At 68.0% G+C, this 22,823-nt stretch carries 9 protein-coding genes and 1 other RNA gene; 4 read left to right on the top strand and 6 right to left on the bottom strand.

Features of this window, described 5'->3' with window-relative positions; all coding sequences use genetic code 11:
* Positions 1–199: 199 nt before the first annotated feature.
* Complete coding sequence (gene ycaC / locus HSX14_RS26670; protein WP_175384284.1) at positions 200–829, top strand: isochorismate family cysteine hydrolase YcaC; 630 nt, start codon at positions 200–202, stop codon at positions 827–829.
* Positions 830–969: 140 nt separating this feature from the next.
* On the opposite strand, the gene HSX14_RS26665 is transcribed toward ycaC, so the two are convergent.
* Positions 970–1,233: a helix-turn-helix domain-containing protein gene (locus HSX14_RS26665; RefSeq protein ID WP_173179038.1), complete on the bottom strand. Its 264-nt coding sequence runs from the start codon at positions 1,231–1,233 to the stop codon at positions 970–972.
* Positions 1,234–1,356: 123 nt separating this feature from the next.
* Here HSX14_RS26665 and HSX14_RS26660 point away from each other — a divergent pair, with 123 nt between their 5' ends.
* Both HSX14_RS26660 and HSX14_RS26655 read left to right on the top strand, forming a co-directional pair.
* Complete coding sequence (locus HSX14_RS26660; RefSeq protein WP_173179036.1) at positions 1,357–1,620, top strand: hypothetical protein; 264 nt, start codon at positions 1,357–1,359, stop codon at positions 1,618–1,620.
* A gap of 187 nt (positions 1,621–1,807) precedes the next feature.
* Entirely contained in the window at positions 1,808–2,014 is a 207-nt protein-coding gene (locus tag HSX14_RS26655; RefSeq protein ID WP_173179034.1) for a carbon storage regulator, read from the top strand.
* An 89-nt stretch (positions 2,015–2,103) separates the two neighbouring features.
* On the opposite strand, the gene ssrA is transcribed toward HSX14_RS26655, so the two are convergent.
* Positions 2,104–2,478: a transfer-messenger RNA gene (ssrA, locus tag HSX14_RS26650) on the bottom strand.
* A gap of 144 nt (positions 2,479–2,622) precedes the next feature.
* On the opposite strand from ssrA, the gene HSX14_RS26645 reads away from it, so the two are divergent.
* On the top strand, positions 2,623–5,538 hold the full coding sequence (locus tag HSX14_RS26645; protein WP_173179032.1) for an ATP-binding protein: 2,916 nt from the start codon (positions 2,623–2,625) through the stop codon (positions 5,536–5,538).
* A gap of 318 nt (positions 5,539–5,856) precedes the next feature.
* Here the strand turns inward: HSX14_RS26645 and HSX14_RS26640 are convergent, their stop codons facing one another.
* The 4 genes from HSX14_RS26640 to HSX14_RS31050 all read right to left on the bottom strand — a co-directional run bounded on the left by HSX14_RS26640 (position 5,857) and on the right by HSX14_RS31050 (position 22,525).
* Positions 5,857–6,102, bottom strand: coding sequence for a hypothetical protein (locus HSX14_RS26640; protein ID WP_173179030.1), 246 nt, complete (start codon positions 6,100–6,102; stop codon positions 5,857–5,859).
* A gap of 103 nt (positions 6,103–6,205) precedes the next feature.
* Positions 6,206–6,484, bottom strand: coding sequence for a hypothetical protein (locus tag HSX14_RS26635; protein ID WP_111260189.1), 279 nt, complete (start codon positions 6,482–6,484; stop codon positions 6,206–6,208).
* A 296-nt stretch (positions 6,485–6,780) separates the two neighbouring features.
* Entirely contained in the window at positions 6,781–8,451 is a 1,671-nt protein-coding gene (locus HSX14_RS26630) for a ShlB/FhaC/HecB family hemolysin secretion/activation protein (protein ID WP_173179028.1), read from the bottom strand.
* Positions 8,438–22,525 (bottom strand): leukotoxin LktA family filamentous adhesin, encoded by a 14,088-nt coding sequence (locus HSX14_RS31050; RefSeq protein ID WP_173179026.1) that lies wholly within the window; start codon positions 22,523–22,525, stop codon positions 8,438–8,440. The genes HSX14_RS26630 and HSX14_RS31050 overlap by 14 nt, the downstream gene beginning before the upstream one ends.
* Positions 22,526–22,823: the final 298 nt, after the last annotated feature.

The following is a 22,823-nucleotide window of genomic DNA, read 5'->3' as shown; positions in this document are numbered from 1 at the left end:
GGATGCATGCCGTCAGCAAGATCGTTACGTCGGGCTTACAGATAATCGTTCTGTAAATAGAACGCTAGAGGCAATTTTCGCAGTCTAGCGGATCAAGGGTGCCAAATTTAATCTTTCCTCCATGCAGTCAGCCACTGCAACGAAGCAGAGAACACCCACGCCGAACCGGCACCCCTTATCGAAAAGCGAGGAACGCACCATGACCCACTTCACCTACAACCGTCTCGATAAAGACAACGCCGTCGTCCTGCTGGTCGACCACCAGGCCGGCCTGCTGTCCCTGGTCCGCGACATCGAGCCGGACAAGTTCAAGAACAACGTCCTGGCCCTGGCCGACCTCGCCAAGTTCTTCAAGCTGCCGACCATCCTCACCACCAGCTTCGAAACCGGCCCCAACGGCCCGCTGGTACCGGAACTGAAAGCGCTGTTCCCGGACGCGCCCTACATCGCCCGCCCGGGCCAGATCAACGCCTGGGACAATGAGGACTTCGTCAAGGCGATCAAGGCCACCGGCAAGAAGCAGCTGATCATCGCCGGCGTGGTGACCGAGGTCTGCGTGGCCTTCCCGGCCCTCTCCGCCCTGGAGGAAGGCTTCGAAGTGTTCGTGGTGACCGACGCCTCCGGCACCTTCAACGAAATCACCCGCGATGCGGCGTGGAACCGCATGAGCCAGGCCGGCGCGCAACTGATGAACTGGTTCGGCGTCGCCTGCGAGCTGCACCGCGACTGGCGCAACGACGTGGAAGGCCTGGCCGCCCTGTGCTCCAACCACATCCCGGACTACCGCAACCTGATGACCAGCTACGCGGCGCTGACCGGCAACAAGTGATGGGCTGAAGCGGGGCCTGGAATGAAAAGCGGGAGCCTTTCAAAGGGCTCCCGCTTTTTTGTGTTTGGGGGGACACGCTTGGTGCGCCCTTCGCTTCGCAAATTCCTGCTCGATGCTTCTCATCGTTGGTCGCTCCAAGATCAGGCTTTCGGGCTCCTATCGAGCTGGTCGAGCAGAGGCTGGATCTCTCGTAGAAGCCCAAAGGGCTCCACACCAATGCTCTGCACGACCAGCAGGAACTCGACCACATCGAGCCGCCTTTCACCGCGCTCGTATTTGGATACGTAGGACTGAGGGCGCAGCAGCTTCTCTGACAGCTGCTGTTGGGTCATGCCCGACTCATTGCGCGCTGCGATGAGTAGTTCGAGCAAGCGTTGGTAGGGCGGGGAGTTGATGGTTTTCATGGCATCACCGGAACGAGGGCCGGTGGTTTGAATAAACCTATTTCAGGTTTATCCCAAAACAGGTTATTTTCGGTGCTGGAGGTGCTGCTGCAGAAATATGGCCATGTCTAGAGAGGTGCTGCCATGAACGATCCCGATCTGCTTTCACTGACCCCTCAACAACGTCGCCTTCGCGAACTGCGCGAGCGGTTGGAGTCGAGGCTGCATACGGTTCAGGTAATCGCCGAGATCATCCTGGATAACACCGCGTTTCGGGAAGGCTTCCCTGGGCCCTGGTTCGGTGAGTACCGGGAAGGGGCACTGATGGAGGCGGTGGTGCAGCTGTCGCGTAGCAATCTCGAAGATTTTTCGCGGCTCCTGGAGATACAGGGGGCAAAGGAGGGGTGAAGTAGGGGGACAGAGAGATGCTCGCTGAAATTCCAGCACCAGCTTCGCCAGGCGCTTTCGCCTATGCACCCGGGCATAGCGCTGCCTTCTTTGCTGCCAGGGAATTCTCCGAAGCCATCCTCGCGCTCTCGCTCTGGCACTTCCTCTGTGCTGTCCTCTACCTCAGGAAAAATCGGAGGTGTATCACGTGCAACTACATGAAGGTGTCTGCCGGACGGGCGATGTGGTGTCGATCAACCTTCTCGATGGGAAGCTGGGTACACAGGTGATGCGGCTGTTGCTGACCCAGGGGATCGAGGTCGAGGTGCTGGAGGTGCGGGACGATTCGGTGAAGCTGGCGGTGAGGGCGCCAAGCGGGATGCTGATTGTGGAGGAGTTGGGCTTTTCTTCGTAGCTGTGCTTTCTTGCTGCCGCTGAGGGTGGCTTTTCGACGCCCAAAGAAAAAGCCCCTGGAGATCTCGCGATCTTCAGGGGCTTTGCGTTTGGTGGAGCCGGGGGGATTTGAACCCCCGTCCGCCAGTGCGCCGCTTTCGGGACTACATGCTTAGCCAAGTCTACTGAGTTAGCTCTTTGCGGCCCGACTGGCAGGGTGCTCAGAGCGAGCTGTATAAGTTTTAGCCGTTACGTCTACAGCGAACTTGGCGGCGATCCTGTTCTATCTGACAGTCATTTCGGGTTTACAGGCATCCCCTTATGACTGCTGGCGGCCGAAGCCACCAGAAGGGTTAGGCCGCGAGGGCCGCCCCGTAGTTGTCGTCGTTGGCAACTATAAGTTTGCAGCAGCTGATTTACGAGGTCTGCTACCAGCTCGGCATGCCCCTAGAGTTTTGTAACCGGCGTCGAATCCTAATCGGCCCCAAAAGCTTCTAGTGGTAAAGCTAGGAGGCGGATGGTACGCCAAAGGCGCCTCCGCGTCGACGGTCAGTGCACAATTGGGCTGTCCGCCGGCTTCGCTTATGATTGCCAGCTATTGTCAGGATGTCCCTCAAACGAGTCCTCCGAATGCCGCGCTCCCCCCGTTACCCGTTGCGCCAGTGGATATGGCGTGCGTTCGTGCAAAGCGCGCTGATCCCGCTGATTCTGGTGGAGTCGGTGCTGATCGCCATCTACCTGCTGACCAACAGCGCGATCCGCGATGCCCAGGTGGACTACCTGCAGCAGAGCGCGCTGGAGGACCTCGGCAGCGCAGTGGTGCGGGAGGGCAAGATCATCGACGGGCGCCTGCAGAGCATCGAGGGCCTCGCCCGGTTGTTCCGCGACAGCGCCGCCCGCGCCGTGCAGGACCGCAGCTTCCAGCCCGACGAGCTGGAGCGTTCGCGCCATCGCCTCAGCGAGGATGGCGTGTTCTACACCCAGAGCGACGACGGCCGCTCCGCCTCCTTCTATGCCAACAGCACGCCGGTGGAGCGCCAGGATCACGAGAAGGCGCTGCGCCTGTCGCAGCTCGATCCGCTGATGCGCTCGATCCGCGAGAGCGACCCGCTGATGGCGGCGGTCTACTTCAACAGCTGGGACAGCTACAACCGCATCTACCCCTTCTTCATGACGCCCGAGCAGTATCCCCATGACATGGTGATACCTGACTACAACTTCTATTACCTCGCCGACGCCGGCCACAACCCCGGGCGCAAGGTGGTCTGGACCGACGTCTACCTCGACCCGGCCGGCCAGGGCTGGATGATGTCGGCGATCGCGCCGGTGTACCGCGACGATTTCCTCGAAGGCGTGGTCGGCCTGGATATCACGGTCGGGCAGATGCTCGGCGCCATCAGCAACCTCAAGGTGCCGTGGCAGGGCTACGCCATGCTGGTGAGCCGCGACAACAGCATCATGGCGCTGCCGGCGGCGGGGGAGCGCGACTTCGGCCTGCGCGAGCTGACCCGCTACTCCTACGAGGAGGCGGTGCGCCGCGAGGTGCTCAAGCCGGAAGACTTCAACCTGGCCAAGCACGCCGAGATGCAGCCCATCCTCCAGGCCATGCAGTCCGGCCAGGGCAACATGAAGGAGGTGCTGCTCGGCGGGCGCAAGCAACTGGTGGCCTGGACCGAGATCCCGCAGACCGGCTGGCGCCTGATGATGGTGGTGGACGAGGCCAACATCTTCCGCGAGACCAACCGCCTCGCCGAGCGCTACCAGCAGATCGGCTACCTGCTGATCGCCGGCCTGGCCTTCTTCTATGCACTGTTCTTCGCCTGGATGTGGGCCCGCTCGCGACGCCTGAGCGACGAACTCTCGGTGCCGCTGGCCGGCATCTCCGGGATGATGCAGCGCATCGGCCAGGGCGACTTCAGCCCCGAGGCGCCGAGCAGCCGGATCATGGAGCTGGAATCCATGGCCCTGGCGGTGCAGCAGACCGGCGACCAGTTGCGCGCCAGCGAGGAAGAGCGCGTCGAGGCCCAGCGCAACCTGGAACTGGTGCTGGAGAGCACCACCGAAAGCCTCTGGGAAGTGGACGCGCGCACGCTGTCGATCAAGATGAGCGGGCGCTTCGTGAAGCGCTTCGGCCTGCCCTCCGACGAGCTCAGCTTCAACGACTTCAATGACCGCGTGCACCCAGACGACGTCGAGCGCGTGCGCCGGTTGCGGCTGTTCTTCGCCGACAGCGGCCAGGACAATTTCGACGCCGAATACCGTTTCGCCGATGCCGATGGCCAGTACGCCTGGCTGCTGAGCCGCGGCAAGGTGCTGGAGCGCGATGCCGAAGGCCGTGCCCAACTGGTGGCGGGCACCCATGTGGACATCACCCGCCTCAAGCAGGTGGAGGACGAGTTGCGCCGCGCCAGCCGCGAGGCCATGGCGGCGAGCCAGGCCAAGAGCCGCTTCCTTTCCAGCATGAGCCACGAATTGCGCACGCCGCTCAACGCCATCCACGGCTTCGCCCAGTTGATCGGGCTGGAGACCGAGGGCAAGGACGAGCGTCGCGAGGAAGCCGAGTACGCCCAGGAGATCGTCAACGCCAGCCGCCACCTGACCTCCCTGGTGGACGACATCCTCGACCTGTCGAGCATCGAGAACCGTCGCCAGCAACTGCAGCTCAAACCGGTGGAGATCGGCCCGCTGCTGGCCGGTTGCGCCGAGCTGATCCAGCCCGAGTTGCAGACCCGCCAGCTGCACCTGCAGATGATGGCGCCGCCGGAGCCGCCGCTCTTCGTCCTGGCCGATGCCCGGCGCCTGCGCCAGGTGCTGCTCAACCTGCTGTCCAACGCGGTGAAGTACAACAGCCCGCAGGGCATGGTCAGCCTGGGCTACGAGCTGCGCTCGGCCGGTGTCAGGCTGTGGGTGGCGGACAGCGGCTCGGGGCTCAGCGAGGAGCAGCAGGCCATGCTGTTCCAGCCCTTCCAGCGCCTGGGGCGCGAGAACTCGACCATCCCCGGCACCGGCATCGGCCTGGTGCTGTGCCGCGAGCTGGCGGAACTGATGGGCGGGGAGATCGGCTTCAGCAGCACCCGCGACATCGGCAGCCGCTTCTGGATCGACCTGCCCAGCGCCGCACCGCCGAACCAGGCGGACGGTGGCGCGCAGGAAAGCCCGGCGCCGGTGCTGGCCCAGGTGCTCTGCGTCGAGGACCACCCGGCCTGCCTCAAGGTGCTCAAGGAAGGCCTGCGCGACATGGCCGAGGTGCGCGGTGCGGGCTCGGTCGGGCGTGCCCTGTCGACCCTGGAAACCCAGACGCCGGCGCTGTTGCTGCTGGACCTCGACCTGCCCGATGGCGACGGCCTTGAGGTGCTCGACTACGTGCGCCGCACCCCGCACCTGCGCGGCATGCCGGTGCTGGTGGTGAGCGCGGCGGTGGACGAGGCCAGCCTCTCCGAAGCGCGTCGGCGCGGGGCCGATGCCTGCCTGACCAAACCGGTGGACCTGCAGCAGGTGCGCCGCCTGGCGTTGTCACTGCTGGAGCGGGAGCCGCCGGTGATCTGAACCGGCCCTGGCCCCGGGCTGTGTGCAGCCCTTTTTCATCCGAACTTGAGAAGCCACGTCCTTAGGGCGTGGTCATGAGTCATCGGTTCTGCCAGTGACGATTCGAGCTGAGAACTCGGCAGGACGAACTCGTGCAGTAGGGTGTGCCGTGCGCACCGCCGCACGGTGCTTCCGACAAGTCCCAGGTGCGCGCAGCACACCCTACGTCCGAAGTGAGTGGCGGCCGCATGCTTCGAGGTCTGATCGCGTCCCCTTTCAGCTGACCAAAGGCAAAGCCGCGTTCCAAGAGCGTGGATGCTAACTGATGCCGGGCCAGGCTCATTCGCTGGCTTGCAGCATGTCGATGGCTTCCTTGAGCACCCTGGCCGACTCCGTGTGGTTGCCGGCCTTGTGCAGTTCTTCGCCTTCCGCACGCAGGCGCTGCACCTCCGCCAGCAGGGCGGCGTCGGAGGGTGGGTCGGTCTTGAGCATTTCGTCGATCCTGGCCATGTCCTGGGGGCAGTGCATGGCCCAGAGCGGGGTGCTGATCAGGGCGGCGGCGATGAAGGCGGCGAGACGGCGCATGGCGAGGCTCCTGGCAGGGGTGTCCAGGAGTATAGGCAGGGGCGAGGGGTTGCGCGGGGCATGAAAAAGCCAGCACGAGGCTGGCTTGTTCACGCGGGGCGGATCACTGGCTGGCGCCGTCGCTACCGCCTTCCTTGTTCGGCCCTTGCAGGCGCTGCAGCGCCATGTTGGACGAGTTGATGCAGGCTTCGGTATCGCCGGCGGTCTTGGCCTGTTCGGCCTTCATGCGCAGGTCTTCCACTTCTTTCTTCAGCGGGTCGCCCAGGGTGGTGTTGGTGGCCATGGCGTCGCTGATCTTCTGCAGGTTGATGGTGCAGAGGTCATCGGCGAACACCGGGGAGGCCATCAGGGCGGCTGTGATCAACAGGGCGGTGCGTTTCATGAGGGGAGTCTCCTCTCTCGTTCTTTGGCACTCGGATAGGCCCTTTGTGGAGGCCGAGTGGAGCAATGACGTCCGAGACGGATAAGCCCGGCTTGCCGACGGGCTTGTAAGGATGGACTGCCCGGCGAAATACGCGGTTCAGTGTTTTTCTGGGGCTCGGTGCCGAGGCGCCCGGACTGAAGTCCGGGCTACGAGGGAGGACGGTGCGATAGGGCCGCCCCGGCGCCGAAGCCCGGCCCACGAGATGGGTCACGTGGGCCGGGCTTCGGTACGGGAGCGGATTCGGGGGCGTGGCGTCAGAGGACCTTGAACACCACTTGCAGGTTGACGTAGGCGTTGTCCTGGTCGGAGCGCACCTTGGTCAGGGGCACGCCGAGGGTCACCTCGCCGCTCAGGCGCGAGGTGGCCTGCCAGTTGAAGCCGCCGCCCACGCTGTCCAGCTTCTCCGGCTGGCGGAACGAGGAGTCGATGCGCCCGTAGTCGTAGAAGCCGAAGCCGGTGAGGGCCTGGGTGATGCGGTAGTTGGCCTGCAGGTTGGAGTACAGGCCGCCGTCGCCGGCCAGCTCGCCCTGGCGGTAGCCGCGCACGGTGGAGGCGCCGCCGATCTGGAACAGCTGGCTGGAGGGCACGCCCTCGCGGTTGGCGTACTGCCAGGCGCCCGTGGCGTTCAGGTACCAGTCCGCGCTGAGGGCCTGGTAGAACTGCCAGTAGCCCACCCAGAGGCCGTAGTTCTCGCGGATCGCGGTGCCTTCCAGCTCGCTGCGGGCATCCTGGTAGCCCAGGCCCACGCGCAGGGAGCGGCCCGGCGCCAGGTACAGCGCGGTGAGGTCGGCCTGGGTGGTGCGTACGCGGTTTTCGTTGAGGAAGACATCGGCGATGTAGTTCTTGGTGCGCTGCTCGCCGTAGGTCAGCTGGCCGGTGAGCAGCCAGTCCTGGTTGCTCCACAGCGGGTGGCTGATGAACAGCGAGCCGTTCTTCGAGTCGCTCTCCGAATCCAGGCTGCGGAAGGGCCCGTAGATCACCTTCGCCTTGCTCTTGCCCAGGCGCCCGCCGATGCGCCCGCCCAGGGTGTTGAAGGGCGCGTCGTAGGACAGCATGCCCACGCCCGAACCCCGCGAGCCGGAGAGGAAGGCGGAGAACACGTCGTCGCGGCCGAGGGCGCCGTAGTGGCGGTACATCATGCCGCCTGTCTCTTCACCGGTGGATTCGTAGCCGTGGTTGTTGGCGAACAGGTCGAGGCTGTTCTGCGGCGGCTCGTTGACGTTCACGTAGACGTCGGTGAGGCCGTAGCCCTTGCCCGGCTGCAGCGAGGCGGACAGGGTGCCGTTGCTCACCCGGTTGAAGCGCGACAGCTCGGCCTCCAGGCGCTTGGGGTCCACCAGCTCGCCGTTGCCGATGTCCAGGCGCTCGCGGATGAAGTCCTCGTTCATGTAGCTGTTGCCTTCGAGCACCAGCTCGCCGACGCGGCCTTCCACCAGCTGGATGCGCACGCGGCCCTGCTCGATGCGCTGGGGCGGCAGGATGGCGCGGGCGGTGACGTAGCCCTTCTCGTCGTACAGGCGGTTCACCGCCGAGATCAGCTGCTGCAGGTCGGCGAAGCCCACCTTGCGGCCGAGGTAGGGCCTGGCGATCTCCTGCAACTGCTGGGCGTCGAGGATGGCGGTCTCGCTGAACACCACCGCGTCCAGCTGGAAGGCGACGTTGGGGTTGTCCGGCAGCTTCTGGTCGCCCACCACCGGCACGTCGAGCACCGGCGTGTCGTCCTGCGGGCGGGCTTCCTGGCGCTCCTGGGCGCGCTGCGGCTGGCGCAGCAGCTCCGAGCTGATGGCGCCGGGCAGCGCGCCGGAGGGCAGCGCCTCGGCGTTGGCGCAGGCGGCGAACAGCAGCCCGGCGGCACCGAGCAGGAAGGGCGCGCGGCTGGCGACGGCCCGCAGGCCGCCGCTGGTGAGGGTCTTAGATGGAGTCATCGTCACTGCTCTGGGTACCGAGGTTGACCGCCAGGGGGGCGGTGGAGATGGCATTGGCACGCTGCAGCGCCGGGCGCACGGGGTAGGCCGCGGAGAAGGCGGGCATCGCCTCCCCGCCGGCCTGGCGCAGGTCGGTGCTGAAGTGCGGGCGGGCCAGGTCGAAGGTGGCGTGGCCGCTGGTGACCATGTTGCGGGTGAACACGCCACGGGCCGAGTTGAACCACATGGGCGCGCGGGAGCCGGTGGCGCCACGGGTCTCCAGGTCCAGCGAGAAGCCCTTCCAGGGGATGTAGTACTGGAAGTCGCTGGCGTAGCGCAGCGCCGGGGTGGTGTTGTCCATCAGCGCGCTGACGTAGCCGGTGGTGAGCTTCAGCTCTTCGCCGATGTGGCCGTTGACGATGTTGAAGCGCGTGGCGTTGGAGCGGATGTCCGCGACGCGGGCGGCCAGTTGCTCGTTGAGCACGTAGGGCGCGGCGGTGATGCCCAGGTCGATGCGGTCGGCCACGCCGCCCTGCAGGTTGGTGGCCCACAGGCGCAGCGGGGTGGCCTGCACGGTCTGGGTGACCTGGCCACGGATGCTTTCGGCGCGCAGCTCCAGGTCACGGGCGATGCGCACGTCGGCCAGGTCCAGGTCGGTGGTGCCGAGCACGCCGTCGCCGTCGCCCACCAGGTGGGCGGAACCGGTCAGGGCGTGCACGCGCTCGGCGCGAGCCTCGCGGTGCAGGTGCAGGTTGACGTCGCCCACCGGGGTCTCGGCGTTGAAGTGGCCGGTATCCAGGCGGGTGGCGGCGCCGGTTGCACCGATGCCGGTGGCGGCGACCAGGTCGACCTGGCCGGTGCCTTCGTCGGTGGTGCGGATCACCGAGTCCTCGTCGTCCATGAGGATCGAGCCGAGGCTGGCGGTGAGCGACACCAGGCCGTCCAGTACGCCGTTGGACATCACCAGGTCGTTCTGCGTGGCGACCACGTTGGCGCCGAGGCCGAACAGGCCCAGGGCGCCCTGCTTCTGCACGACGTTGAACGGGTTCAGCGCGGTGCCGATGTAGCCCGAGGTCAGGCCGTTGCCGTCCACGGCGCGCAGGTTGACCAGGCCGCCATCGAAGGTGGCGTGGTCGCCCAGGGAGTAGAAGTCGCCGTTGTTGGCCACCAGGTTGGTCTCGCCCTTCACGTCGATCTTGCCGACCACCACGTTGCCGTTGAGCACCACCACGTTGGCGGTGCCGGGGGCGACCAGGCGGTACACGGTGACCGGGTCGGTGCCGTTGTTGGTGACCTGGATGGGGTTGTCCGGCGAGCCGATGTTGCGGCCGGCGTCGATGTACAGGCCGCCGGTGACGGCGCCGGCGACGCCGGTGGCGGTCTGGTTGATCACGTCACGGCCGGCGTAGACGTAGAGGGTGCCGCCCACGGTGATGTCCTTGAGGATCACGTCCTGGGAGGTACCCACGTGGTAGTCGCCCTTGGCGTCGATCACCACCGGGTCCTTGGCTTCCACCGCCAGGTCGTAGCGCGGGCGCAGGGTGATGCGCACGGTGTCGCCGTCAACCTGGTCGGCCTGCAGCGTGCCCGGCTTGGCCTCGGCGAGGAAGGCCATCAGCTGGCTGGAGCTGTAGCTGTTGCCTTCCGAGGAGGAGAGCTGGGTGACGATCGGCAGGTAGCCGTCGGTGCGCTTGAGGGTGAAGACCAGGGTCTCCGCCTCGGGCAGGGCCTGGGTCGGGTCGTTGTTCAGGCGGATCGAGCCCTGGGTCGCGGAGACGTTGGGCAGCGCGCCGGTGGAGGGACGGTCGCCCGCCACCGCGCCGGCGTTGATCACCGTGCCCAGCATGCTCTTGTCCCAGACCGCGCCGTGGGTCATCTGCGCGTACAGCTCGGAGCCTGAGTCCAGGCTGTACTGGAAGTCGGCCGCACGGGTCTGCAGCAGGCCCTGGTCGACGCCCGGCGCGCCGGCCAGGAAGCTCTTCGCCTCCAGGTAGCGGGCCTTCATGGTGCTGTTGATCTCGGCGTCGCTGGCGCTGTGGCCGAGGCTGGCGCTGACCTGTTCGCGGTAGAGGTCCAGGCCCGCGCTGGTCAGGCTGAAGCTGCCATCCGGGTTGCTGGCGCGCTCGCGAATGGTCCAGTAGTCGCTGTAGTAGCGCTCCACCCGATTCTCGTAGCCATTGATGGTGCTCTGCGCGTGGTTGGCATCGGTGAGGCCCATGGCCTCCCATTCGGCGATCTTCTCCTGCAGCTTGGCGTCCTGGTCCTCGCCCTTGGGCGCGGCGCCGAGGATCTGCCCGCTCGGGGTGTTGAGCTCGACGTTGCCGAACAGCGACTCGATGTAGCCGACGTTCATGTTGCCGCTGCCCTGGGTGAGGGTGACGCTGCCCGGGGCGGAGGCGTTGATCTCGTTGCTCTGGGTGACCAGCGGGCTGTTCACGCCGCCGATGGAGCTGCCCGAGCCCGAGTGCAGGTTGAGTACGTCGCCGCCGATGGAGACGCCCACGGCATTGGCGTGCTGGTAGATGCCGCCGACCGCGTTGACGGTGACGTCGCCCGTGGTCTGGATCGACTTGGCGTAGAAGTCGCCGCTGCTGGCCAGGAAGATGTCGCCCTGGCTGCTGGCGCTGACCGAGGCACCGGCCACGCGGGAATCGATCAGCTTGAGCGCGTCGCTGGCGCTGCCGATGCCGGCGCTGGCGTTGAGCACCAGGTCCTTGCCCTGGAGCGAGCCACCGGCCTGCAGCAGCGAGCCGGTGACGTCGAAGGTGCTGGTGCCGACGTCGTTGCGGATGGCGCCGCCGATCAGCACGTTGGAGCCGGAATCCACCTGCAGGCGCGACTCGCTGTTGCCGACGAAGCGGATCGGGATGGCGTGGTCGGCCTTCACGCTGTTGGTGACGGTCATCTGGATGTCGGTGGCCAGGTCGAAGGTGGCCCCGGCGTAGTAGCCGCCCCACTCGTCGCCGTTGGAGGTGGCGCGCACGGTGGTGTAGCCGATGTCGGCGTCGGCCCACTGCATGAAGGCCTGGTCGTTACCGGTCACGGCGCGGACCACCACGTCGCCGGCGCTGGTCAGGTAGGCCTTGCCGTCGGCGGTGGCGATCTCGCTCACCCAGTTGCCCAGGTTGCCGGGGATCTCGTCGCTCTTGCCCGAGATGCTGGTGGGGCCGGTGTAGGTACGGGTGATGTGGTAGTCCTGGGTCCACTCGTAGCGGGCGCCGGCCTGCGGGGTGTAGGTGAAATCGCGGCCGATCACGCTCGCCAGGCTGGCGCCGGTGAGGGCGGTGGCGCCGTTGGCGTTGTTGTAGACCGAGACGCTGTCCTGGCCGGCCTGGTTGACGTACCACCAGGTCTGCGCGCGGCCGTCGCCCCAGTGCTTGAGGGTGTCTGTGATGCGCACCACGCTCTGGCCACCGTTGCCCAGGTCGATGTCGGTGAGCATCAGGTCGCGGCCGGTGGTGTTGTTGATCTCGACATCGCCGTAACCGGAGTTGACGACGATGTTGCCCACCGTGTTGGTGTTGATGATGTTGCCGGTCAGCGACACCGAGCCGCCGCCGGCGGCGTTGATGCGCTGCACCTGGATGCGCTGCTTGTCCGAGTCCCAGTACACCACCGGGACCTCGTCGGCGCCGTTGCCGTCGGCGATGCCGCTGACGTTGTTCAGGCGCACCAGGCCGTTGCCGTTGGCGATGCTGGCGATCTCGGCGGCCGCGGCGGCGCCCAGGTTCAGCGACCAGTCGGTGCGCGCGCCCACTTCGATGCCGGCGTTGATGTTGATGTTCTTCGCGTTGATCGCCAGGGCGCCGCCCACGCGCAGGGCGCTGGCGGTGGAGCCCGAGGTGTCGGACTGGCCGAGGGCCGCGCTGTTCTGCGTCTTGTAGGCCTGCATCATGGTGTAGCGCCAATCCCACACACCGGTGTTGTTGGTCAGCCAGTTGTGGTCGCTGGCCGACATGTTGCCGCTGTACTCGTAGCGGGTGTCCTTGAACCAGACGCGGTTGGCGGTGTTGTCGTCGTCGGTCTCCCAATAACCGCGGACCATGCCGTCGAGGATGATCTGCTGGTCGGTGCCGTTGCCGCTGCCGTAGTTGCGGATCAGGTAGTCGGTGAAGGCTTCCTTGCTGGTGAAGGCGTAGGAGCCGTTGTAGACCACGTTGGCGGCGAACTCGGCGATGGCGTCGGGAACGTTGCGGCCGCTGCTGAGGCTGCTCGGGTTCAGGCCGTTGATGACGTTGGCCCATTCGGATTGCACCGAGGCCAGGTTCCAGCTGCGGCCCGGCAGGCTGACGAACAGGTCGCCGTTGGGCACGTTCATGCTCAGCTGGTAGCTCTCGATGGTGGCGAACTGTGAGACGTTGCCCGAGGTGTTGCTCAGCGAGGTGTTGCCCTTGAGGTTCTCGATGTCGCCCAGCACCAGGATGCCCGGCGCGGGGCTGGTGTTGCCCGCCAGGTTGGTGTCGTAGGTGTTCTCGATGACGATCGAAGGCACGCTCGGGCGCTGGGTGGCGTCGTAGTAGTCGGACTGCGAGCGCTTCACCTCGGTCAGCGTGGCGCCGCTGTTGGCCAGCTTGGCCGCGCCGGTGGAGGTGATGCTGCCGGTGCCGGCGGCGGAGACCAGGATGCCGTTGGTCACCAGGTAGTCGTCGGAGCTGTTGTGGATGATCACCGTCGGCGCGCCGTAGGCGGTCAGGTTGGCACCGGACTGCTGGATGCGGTCGGCCCCGACGCGGATGTCACCGGCACCGGCGATGAGGTCGCCGATCACCAGGCTGTCCACGGTGGTGTTGCCGTTGGCGCCGGCCCCCAGGGATTGCGCGGTGCTGGCGCGCATCTGGGTGTAGAGGGTGATCTGGTCGTTGAGGCTGGTGTACGCGGCCGAGCCCGGGGTGAGGCCGGCGAGCTGCTGGTTGAGGCTGGCCAGGGTGGCGTCGATCTCGGCCAGCGGGCGGAAGGCGCCGGCGCTGCCGGCGGCCTTGTACTGCACGCTCAGGTCGTTGAGCGACGACACGGTACGCAGCTGGTTGCCGTCCCAGTAGACCTCCTGCCGGTTGCCCGCGCCCGCCACCACGCGGCTGTTGGCGAGGTTGAGGCTGGCCAGCTGGTTGACCCGGTCGGAGCGGGTGGTCTGCTCGCTGGAGAACAGCGCCAGGTAGGGGTTCTTGCCCACGCCGCCGCCGCTGGCGGTGACCGCGCCGTTGGTGGCGATCAGGTCGACGTTGCGCACCGAGCGCACCAGGGCGCCGGTGCCGAACACCAGGTCGTTGGTGGTGGTGGCGGTGGCGTCGGCATCGAGAACCGCCGTCACCGGGATCAGCGTGTTGTTGACCACCACCGTGCTGGCGGTGGCGCGGATGTCGTTGGCCAGGTTGCCGTCGGCGCTCTGGCCGGCGCGCAGGCCGAGGTTGCCGTAGCCGAGCAGATCGGCGTTGGCGCCGAAGCGGATCAGCTGGGCGGCGGTCAGGTCGATCTTCGAATCGCCGCCACCGGCGCCCACCAGGCCGTAGACGTCCACGCGGGCATTGGTGCTGGCGCGGGTGTCGCTGTACGCGCCCACCTGCAGCAGGCCGCTGCTCTTCATGCTCAGGTTGTCGCCGAAGGTCACCTGGTTGGTGACGTCCACGTCCATCTCGGTGCCCGCGTAGGGGGCGGCGATGGCGCCACCGGCGGACAGCTTGCCGGTGTCGGCGGCGCGCATGGTGTTGTGGGCGCTGAGGCGCAGGTGGCCCTTGTCGATGTCCAGCGGGCTGCCCACGGTGGCCAGGCCGACGTTGTTGCCGACCTGGATGCGGGTGGTGTCGCGGATCGTGTTGTCGACCAGCACGGCGCTGCCGCTGATCACGCCGCCCGAGCCGGAGAAGGCCTCGGCGCCGCCCTGGGTGATGGTGTGGGCTTCGATGTCGAGGCCGTCGAGGGCGGCCACGCGGGCACCGTCGCGCACCAGCACCTGGGTGGTGGCGCCCAGGTCGAGGTCGATGAAGGTGCCCGAGGCGCCGACCATGGCGGCCTGGATCGAGTCGCTGTCGGCGGCGTAGTCGAGGCGGTGCTCGGCGAGCACGTCGGTACGGCCGGTGAGGATGTTGGTGTTGCCCAGCACGTCGACGGTGGTGGTGCTGGTGGCGTCGAGGTTGAGGGTGGAGGCGCTGCCGGCGACCACGCCGCCGCTGCCGGCCACCGCGTCGCCGCTGATGCCGTTGCTGCCGGTGGCGGAGAGGGCGAGGGTGCCGCCCACCAGCCCGGTGGCGCCGAAGCGCACGCGCTGGGTGGCGTCGATGTCGGCGAGGCCGACGTTGGCGCCGATGGCCAGCAGGCCGCCGACGGCGATGCCGGTGGCGTCGGTCTTGACCCGGGTGGCGTCGCTGGCCTTCACCGCGGCGTTGCCGGTGATGGCGAGCTGGGTGCCCTGGCCGAGGTCGGCGAGCACGTCGGTGTCCAGGTTGGCGCTGGCGACGGTGGCGTTCAGGCCCATCAGGGCGCCGCCGCTGGCGCCCACGGCCTGGGCTTCGGCGCTCTGGCTGCGGGTGCGCTGGGCGGATGCGTCCACCTCCAGCGAGCCGCCGGTGAGGTTCACCGCGCCGGTGCCGGCCTGCACGCTGTTGTCGACGTTGGCGGTGGCGACGCTGGCACCGATGGCGCCGGCGCCCACGGAAGCGCCGATGGCGAAGGCGCGGGTCATCGGGTCGGTGCTGGCGCGGATGCCGATGGCGCCCTGGGTGGTGACGCGGCTGCCATCGTCGACCCAGGCGCGGGCGCTGGTGCGATCGCTGGCGGTGGCGACCACCGCGTTGCCGGCGACGATGCCGCCGCTGACGCCGACGGCGTCGACGTTGTTGCTGGAGCGCGCGCTGGCGTCGACGGCGAGGCTGCCGGCGCTGACCTGCACGTTCTTGCCCACCAGCGCCTGGGCCTGGCCGCTGCTGCTGGAGGTGGCGATGCTCGCGCCCACGGCCACGCCGCCGGCACTGACGCCGACGGTCTGCGCCTTGAGGGCGTGGTCGAGGTCGGCGTCGACGCTGAGGGCGCCTCCGGCGGTGATGTGGGTGCCGTCGAGGATGCGCGCGGTGGTCTGGCTGGATTTCTCGCTCACCGCCACGGCGGCGCCGAGGCCCACCAGGCCGCCCCCGCCCGCCTGGGCGAGAGCCTGGGTGGTGCCGTCCTGGCCGTCTTCGGCGCTGATGCGCACGTTGCCGCCGGCACGCAGGGTGCCGCCCAGTTCCGCCAGGCTGCGGTCGCCGACGTTGATCACCGCGACGCCGGCACCGGCGCCCACCAGGCCACCGGCCACGCCGGCCGCCTCGCTGAGGGCGTCGGTGCTGTTGTGGGCGCTGACGGTGACGTTGCGGCCGGCATCCAGGGTGGCGTTGCCGACCCGCGCGGCGGCGGAGTAGGCGGTGCCGTCCGGGGTGCTGAGGAAGGTGTCGTTGGGGCTGATGGTCTGCTGGTTGGCGTTGATGCCGGCCTGCAGCTGGCTGGAGCCTGAGAAGCCGTTGCCCATCTGGCCGTTGAGGCCGGAGTTGCGGGCGACGTTCTGGGCGTTGCGGATGCTGTTGTCGAGGCTGCCGGTGGCCTGGGAGGAGGCGCCGGAAGCGACGCTGACCACCGAGACGCCGGCGCCCGCGCCGACGTAGCCACCACCGGCGGCGGCGATGGAGACGGAGTCGATGTCGCGGCTGTTCCCGGCTTCGACCGTGATGTCGCGGCCGGCCTTGACCGTGGCGCCGTCGCCGACGCTGGCGATGGCGCCGCTGCGCACCACCTGCACGTCGGCACCGGCACCGACGCCTGCCACGCCGCCGACACCGGCGGTGCCGAGCACGTCGGTGGTTTCGAGGCTGTCCTGGGCGTGCACGCGCACGTCCTGCTGGGCGCCGCCCAGCTGGGTGTTGATCTGGCTGCCCGCGCCCACGCCGGCGAGGGTCTGGCCCTTGGCGACCAGCACGTTGACGGTACCGGCCACGCCGGCGGTGCCGCCACCGGCGCCGGTGAAGCCGACGATGGTCACGTCCTGGGCGGCGCTGGCGTCGATGGCGGTGAGGCCGCTGGCGTCCAGGCGGGTGGCGCCGGAGGTGGAGGCCTCGGTGCGCTGGCTGAGGTCGGTGACGATGACGGTGGCGCCGACGCCGGCCACACCGCCACCGGCCACGCCGCCGGCGACTATGTCGAGGTCGTTGTCGGCGTCGGCGGCGATCTCGATGCCGCCGGCGTCGCTGCGCAGGCTGGAGCCCTGCACGTTGCTGCGCACGGTGCCGGCCAGGGTGGTGACGGCTACCGAGCCGTTGACCCCGGCGGTACCGCCGATGGCGGCGCCGACGACCACGGCGTTGAGGTCATGGGTGGCGCGGGCGTTGACGCCGATGCCGGCGTCGCTGCCGAGGGTGGCGTTGGCGACCAGGGCCTGGGTGTCGTGGTCGAGGATGTTGGTGGTGGTGGACACGCCGACCCCGGCGGTGCCGCCGCCCGCGCCGGCACCGTTGCCGGTGGTGACGCGGGTGTGGTGGTAGGCGCCGACCTGGGTGGCGGCGTCGCTGTCGAGGGTGGCGCCGCTGACCTGGGCCAGGGTGGAACCGCCCACCCTGTTGACGGTGACCGCGCCGGCCACGCCGACGCTGGAACCGCCGCCGACGCTGACGGAGACGGTGTCGATCTCGTCGGTGCTGCTGGCGACGACGCCGATGCCGTTGATGCTTTCCTGCAGGGTGCGATCACGCAGGTCGCTGCCCATGTTGCCGTTGAGCTGACCGTTGTCGATGGCGCGGGAAGCGCCCTGGCCGTCGGCGCCGAGGTGGGTGGAAGCGCCGGTGACGCGGGCGGTGGTGGTGCCTTCGAGCTGGTTGACCGCCACCGCGCCGGCGAGGCCGACACCGGAAAGGCCAACGCCCAGGGCGCCGGCCACGGTTTCGATGTCGCTGTCGGAGCGCGCGGTCAGCAGCAGGCTGCCGTCGCTGTGGACCTGGGCGCCGTCGCCGATCTCGGCGAGGGTGGCGCCGCCGACCATATTGACGGCCACGGAGCCGGCGACACCGACGTTGTTGCCGACCGCGGCGCCCGCGGCCAGGGATTGCAGCTGCTGGTTGCGCAGGGCGCTGACACGCACCAGGTCACCGGCCTGGAGGTTGCCGCCGTTGATGCCGGCGTAGACCGCGCCGGCGATCTGGTTATAGGAACCGGCGATGCCGATGCCCGCACCCTGGCCGCCATAGGCCAGGGCACCGGTGAGGCTGCGGATGCGCGAGGCGTCCTGGGCGTTCACCAGCAGCGAGCCGTGGCTGGTCAGGCTGGAGTCGTCGGTGCGGGCGCTGGTGCGGTTGTCGATGGTGTTGATGGCGATGGAGCCGGCCACGGCGGAGGAGCGCGCCGCCACGGCGCCACCGGCGACCAGGGCGTTGATGTCGCTCTGCTGGTTCGCCTGCACGGCGATGCTGGCGGCTTCGGCGTCGCTGTCGAGGATCTCGGCGCTGACGCGGTCGCTGATGGTGTTGTAGCCGAAGCTGGCCCCCATGGCGCCGTCGTTGCCGATGGCGGCGGAGCCCGAGGCGGTCCAGATGCTGCTGGTGTTGCCGGCGTCCACCGCCAGGGCGCCGCCGAGGTTGAGGCCGTGGCTGCCACGCAGGGCGGCGAGGGTGTCGTGGTCCAGCTGGTTGATGGCCACGGCGCCGTCGAAGGCGTACTTGTTGGAGTAGCCCATGGCGGCGGCCACCGAGACCAGGTCGGCGTCGCTGCTGGCGTCGAGGGTGAGGCCGGCGGCGCTGTCGAGGCGACGCAGGTCGTCGGCCACCGCTTCGGTGGCGCCGTCGATGCTGTTGATCGACAGGCCCGCACCGACGCCGGCCTTGCCGCCGAAGCTGGCGGCACCGGCCACGGCGTGGATGCTGGAGTCGTCGCGGGCGCTGACGTTGACGCCGTCGACGGCATCGATGGCGCCGTCGGCGAGGCGTGCGCGGGTGGTGCTGTCGATGGCGTTGACGCTCACCGAGCCGGCCACCTGGTAGCTGCTGGCCGAAGCGCTGGCGGACACGCCGGCGGAGATCGACAGGGCGCTGGCTTCGTTGTCGGCGGTGATGTCGAGGCGGCGCGCGGTGACGTCGCCGGTGGCGGCCAGCTCGGCCTCGACCAGGGCGTCCACGGTGTTCTGGGTGTAGGCGCCGGCCAGGCCGACGCCGTTGCCGGTGTTGCTGGAGACGGCGGCGCCGCCGGCGATGGCGTGCAGCGCGGTGTCGTCGCTGGCTTGCACGTTGACCGCACCGGCATCGATGTCGAGGTTGTCGGTGATGCGCGCGCGAACCAGGTTGTCGAGGGTGTTCACCGCCGCCGAACCGGAGATGTTGATGCCGAAGGAGCCGGTGCCCTCGCGCGATTGCGCGGCGGGCTGGGTGCTCGGTGCCGGCGGTGCGGTCAGGGCCACGGAGAGGGCGTAGTTGCCGATGCGGCCGTCGGCGCTGGCGCCGACCTTGAGGCCGCCGGACGCGGCCACGGAGCCGGCGGCGAGCTGGGTTTCGCGGCTGCCGAGCCAGGCTTCGGTGGTGCGGTCGAAGGCGTGCACGCCGACGGCGACGCCGGCGGCCTTGCTGGTGGATTTCACCACGCCGCCGGTGATGGTCAGGCTGTCGGTCTCGTCGCGGGCTCCGATGTTGATATCGCCGCTGCCGCCGTTCTCGTCGCTCACCACCAGATTGGCGCCGTCGTCGATGCCGGCACGGGTGGTGTTGTCCAGCACGGAGACGGAGATCGAGCCGCTGAGGGCATTGGTGCCGCCCTTGGAGCCGGCCACCGCGTAGTTGAGGATGTCGACGTCGGTGACGGCGTTGACGTTCAGCTCGCTGGCATAGAGGTTCACCGCGCCGACGGTGGCCTGGGCGCTGTTGTTGTAGATGCCGGCGATGAGACCGGCACCGAAGCCGTTCTTGCCGCCTTCGTTGTTGAACAGGCCCGGGTCGGCGGCGACGTTGACCATCTGCGACTCGGTGCGGGCCTCGATGTCGACGGTCTGTTCCTGGCCGCGGTAGGCCAGGTCCTGGTTGATGTTGACGCCGTCGGCGACGTCCACCTTGGCGTTGAGGCCGACGTGGTTGATGTCGACCATGCCGCTGAGGGTGGTGCCGCTGTCCTGGGCGCCTTCGCCGGAGACGGCGGTGGCGGCGTTGACCCAGGTGCTGAACATCTGGCCTTCGTTGATGGTTTGCAGGAAGTCGCTGAGGTTGTCGGCGCTGAAGGCCTTGATCAGGTTGGACAGGCGGCTCTGGTCGAGCCACGGCAGGCTGGTCCTGGCGTTCAGGCTGAGGGCCTGCATGGCGTCCAGCTCGGCACCCGGGCGCACGGTCAGCACCGCGTCGTTGTCCTGGTTGCTGATGAGGATGGCGACGCCCACGCCGTTCTTCTTGCCGGTGCTCTCGGTGCTGAAGTCGAACGGCTTGTCGGCGTTCTTCTTGTCGGAGATCACCGAGGAGACGGTGGAATCCAGGAGGTCGGTGACCTCGGCGTTGAGGCTGGCATCCTGGCCGGCCTTGACCTTGGCCTGGCCGCCCAGGGTCAGCAGGGCCTGGTTGTCGTGGTTGATGTAGGCCAGGGCACCGGCGGCGCCCAGCTCGTCGAGGAAGCCCTTGCTCTGCTCGCTGCCGCCTTTCTCGCCTTCTTCTTCCTCGCCCTTCTCGACGAGCTTCTTCAGCAGTTCCTTGATGCCGTCCTTGGTCTTGGCCTGCAGCAGCTCGGTCGGGTCTTCGCCGGCCTCGCCGATCTTCTCCTCCAGGGTGGCGACGATCTTGTTCTCGTCGCCGAGCATCACGGCGGCTTCGTGGTGGTTGGACTGGGTGTCCACCTTGGCTTCCAGGGTGGCGTTGCCGCCGGCTTCCAGGGTGCCGTTGAAATCGTTGCGGGCCTGCAGGTCGGAGAGGGCGACCAGCACCGAGACGCCGATGGCGCCTTCGGCATCGCCGGCCTGGGCGCTGACGTCGAACACCTTGACCTGCTCGGCGCTGACGCTGGCGTCGAAGGCGGCCTTGATCAGGCTGCCGGAGCCGACGGTGGTGGTGGCGCGGCCCTTGGCCGAGGTGACGTTGGCGGTGAGGGTGACCGGCAGGCCTTCGAGGGCGCCGGCTTCCACCGCGGTTTCCACGGTGGTGTCGGACTGGCTCTTGAGGTTGACGTTGCCGCCCAGGGATTCGATGCGGGCGTTCTGGCCGACGTTGAGCTGGGCGTCGGTGTTGGTCACCGAGACCACGGCGCCCACCGGCAGGTCGGCGACCTCGGCCTGGGCGTTGGTGCTGGCGTGGGACGAGATGTTCACGTCGTTGCTGCCGATGATGCTCACGCCATCGCCGATGTTGACCTTCGATTGCGCATCGAGCACTTGCACCGAGGCCAGCAGGCCGCTGCTGGCGAGGGTGTCGAGCAGGCCGCCGAAGAAGTCGCTGCCGCCGTCGTCGTCGGTCTCGACACCGGCGTCGGCCAGGGCCTGGCGCTGTTCTTCCAGCTCGTCGTCGTCGAGGACCTGGGCGATGGGGTGGCCGTTGGCGTCGACGCCGTTGTACAGGCCGTCGCTGGACAGGCTGTCGGTCAGCGCGGTGGAGGACTCGGCGCTGATGGTGACCTGGCCGCCACGGATCTCGGCGCCGGCACCCAGGGTGATTTCGGTCTTGTTGCTGCCCACGCCGACGAGGATGCCGGGGGTGAGCAGGGCGCCTTCGGCGGCGATGGCCTTGAGGGTGACGTCGCCGGCTTCGAAGGCGGCGTTGTTGGTGTGGGCGTAGAGCTTGGCGTTCTGGCCGAGGACGATGGTCGGCGCTTCCAGGGTGATGTCGCCGGAGTCGCCGAGGGAGACCGCGTCGCGGTGTTCCTGCTGGCTGGCGGTCTGGTAGTTGGCGATGTCGCGGGTGGAGATCATCACGCCGTCGGCGACGCTGATCTTCTCCGAGGCCTGCAGGCTGTAGTTCGTGCCGCCCAGGCGCTGGTCCTGGGTGAGGTTGATTTCGCGCGGGTCGATCAGCACGTGGCCGGCGGCGCCGCCCTGGCCTGACTTGGCCTCCAGGGTGCCGGCCCAGGTCACGCGCTCGTCGGCGGAGAGTTCGACGTTGCCGCCATTGCCGCTGCTGCCGGCGTTGGCCGCGACGGCGCCGCCCTTGGCCAGGGTGGTCTGCTGCTTGGCCTTGATCACGACCCTGCCGCCATCGGAATGCGCGCCCTGGCCCGAGGCGGACACCTTGCCGCCGTCGGCGATGGTGATGTCGTGGCCGGCGCGGATCTCGATCTCGCCGGCAGCCTTGCCGGCGACGCCGTCGGTGTTCACCTGGCCGGCGATGAGCACGTCGTTCTCGGCGACGATGCGGATCTCGCCGTTCACCTCGGTCATGGCGGCGGCGCTGTCGAGGCCATCGATGTTCACCAGTTGCTCGATGCGCGGCATGGCCTGCTGGCCGGCGGTGACGCGCCCGCTGGCGCCGATGCCGACGTCGCGGGCGCTGAGGGTGACGGCGCCCTTGGCATTGACCTGGCCACGGATGGAGACCAGGCCGGACTCGGAAAGGGGCAGGTTGCCGGACTTCAGCTGGGCCACGGCGAGGTCGTCGATCTTGCCGTCGGCGCCGATCAGGCGTTCCAGGGAGGCGCTGTCCGGGGTGGTGACGGTGAGGGAGCCGACGTTGATCACGCCGGACTCGCCCACGACCATGCCGTGGGGGTTGGCGAAATAGATGTCGCCGCCGATCTGGCCGTTCTTGTAGCCGTTGAGGATGCCGTTGATCTCGCTGCGCTGGTCGCGAACGATGTTGATCAGGGCGTTGGCCGAGTCCGGTACATAAAGGTTGGCGGTTTCGCCGCTGCCCACGTTGAACTGCGAGAAGGAGTTGAAGCCGTTGCCGTTGCGGATGGTCTCGGTGCGGATGTCGGTGACCGCGCCGTTCTGCACCACGCTGGTGGCCGTGCGCCCGTCCGTGACGATGCCCTGCGCATAGAGGCCGGGGCTCAGCAGGGCGCCGATGGCCAGCAGGCCGGCGCCGCTGGCGGATTTGCTCGACTTGGTCTTGCCCTGCCGCGTGGTGTGCTCCCCAACGACTTGCCAGACACCTTTGGCGTGGTTCCAGATGGTGCGATAGACGTGGTTCATGGCGCGATCCTTGATGAGGGCCACAGCGGCCTGCCGAGCGGGTGTCGGGCAGTGCCAGCGGAGTGCGGGCCAGGGAAAGGGTTTGGGCGCGAGTATATGAGCGGGTCCCTGGCCTGAAACTGAGCAATGCTGACAATTGGCCATCATTTTTCGAGGGCATGATGGCCAGCCCTCGAAGGGGCGCGGTAGATGGGCTGCGTGAGGATTTGCGGAGCGCTCGCGTGACGGGTTTCGCGGGCTCCAGGGCTGGCATTTCGTCGGGAAGGGGAGGCTGGATGAAACCCGGTCCGGATTGCGT

It is taken from the genome of Pseudomonas tohonis (genome assembly GCF_012767755.2).
In the GTDB taxonomy this organism is placed as follows: Bacteria; Pseudomonadota; Gammaproteobacteria; order Pseudomonadales; family Pseudomonadaceae; genus Metapseudomonas; species Metapseudomonas tohonis.
Note: the sequence above shows the minus strand (reverse complement) of the source record. Positions and strands in the feature narration are given on the sequence as shown.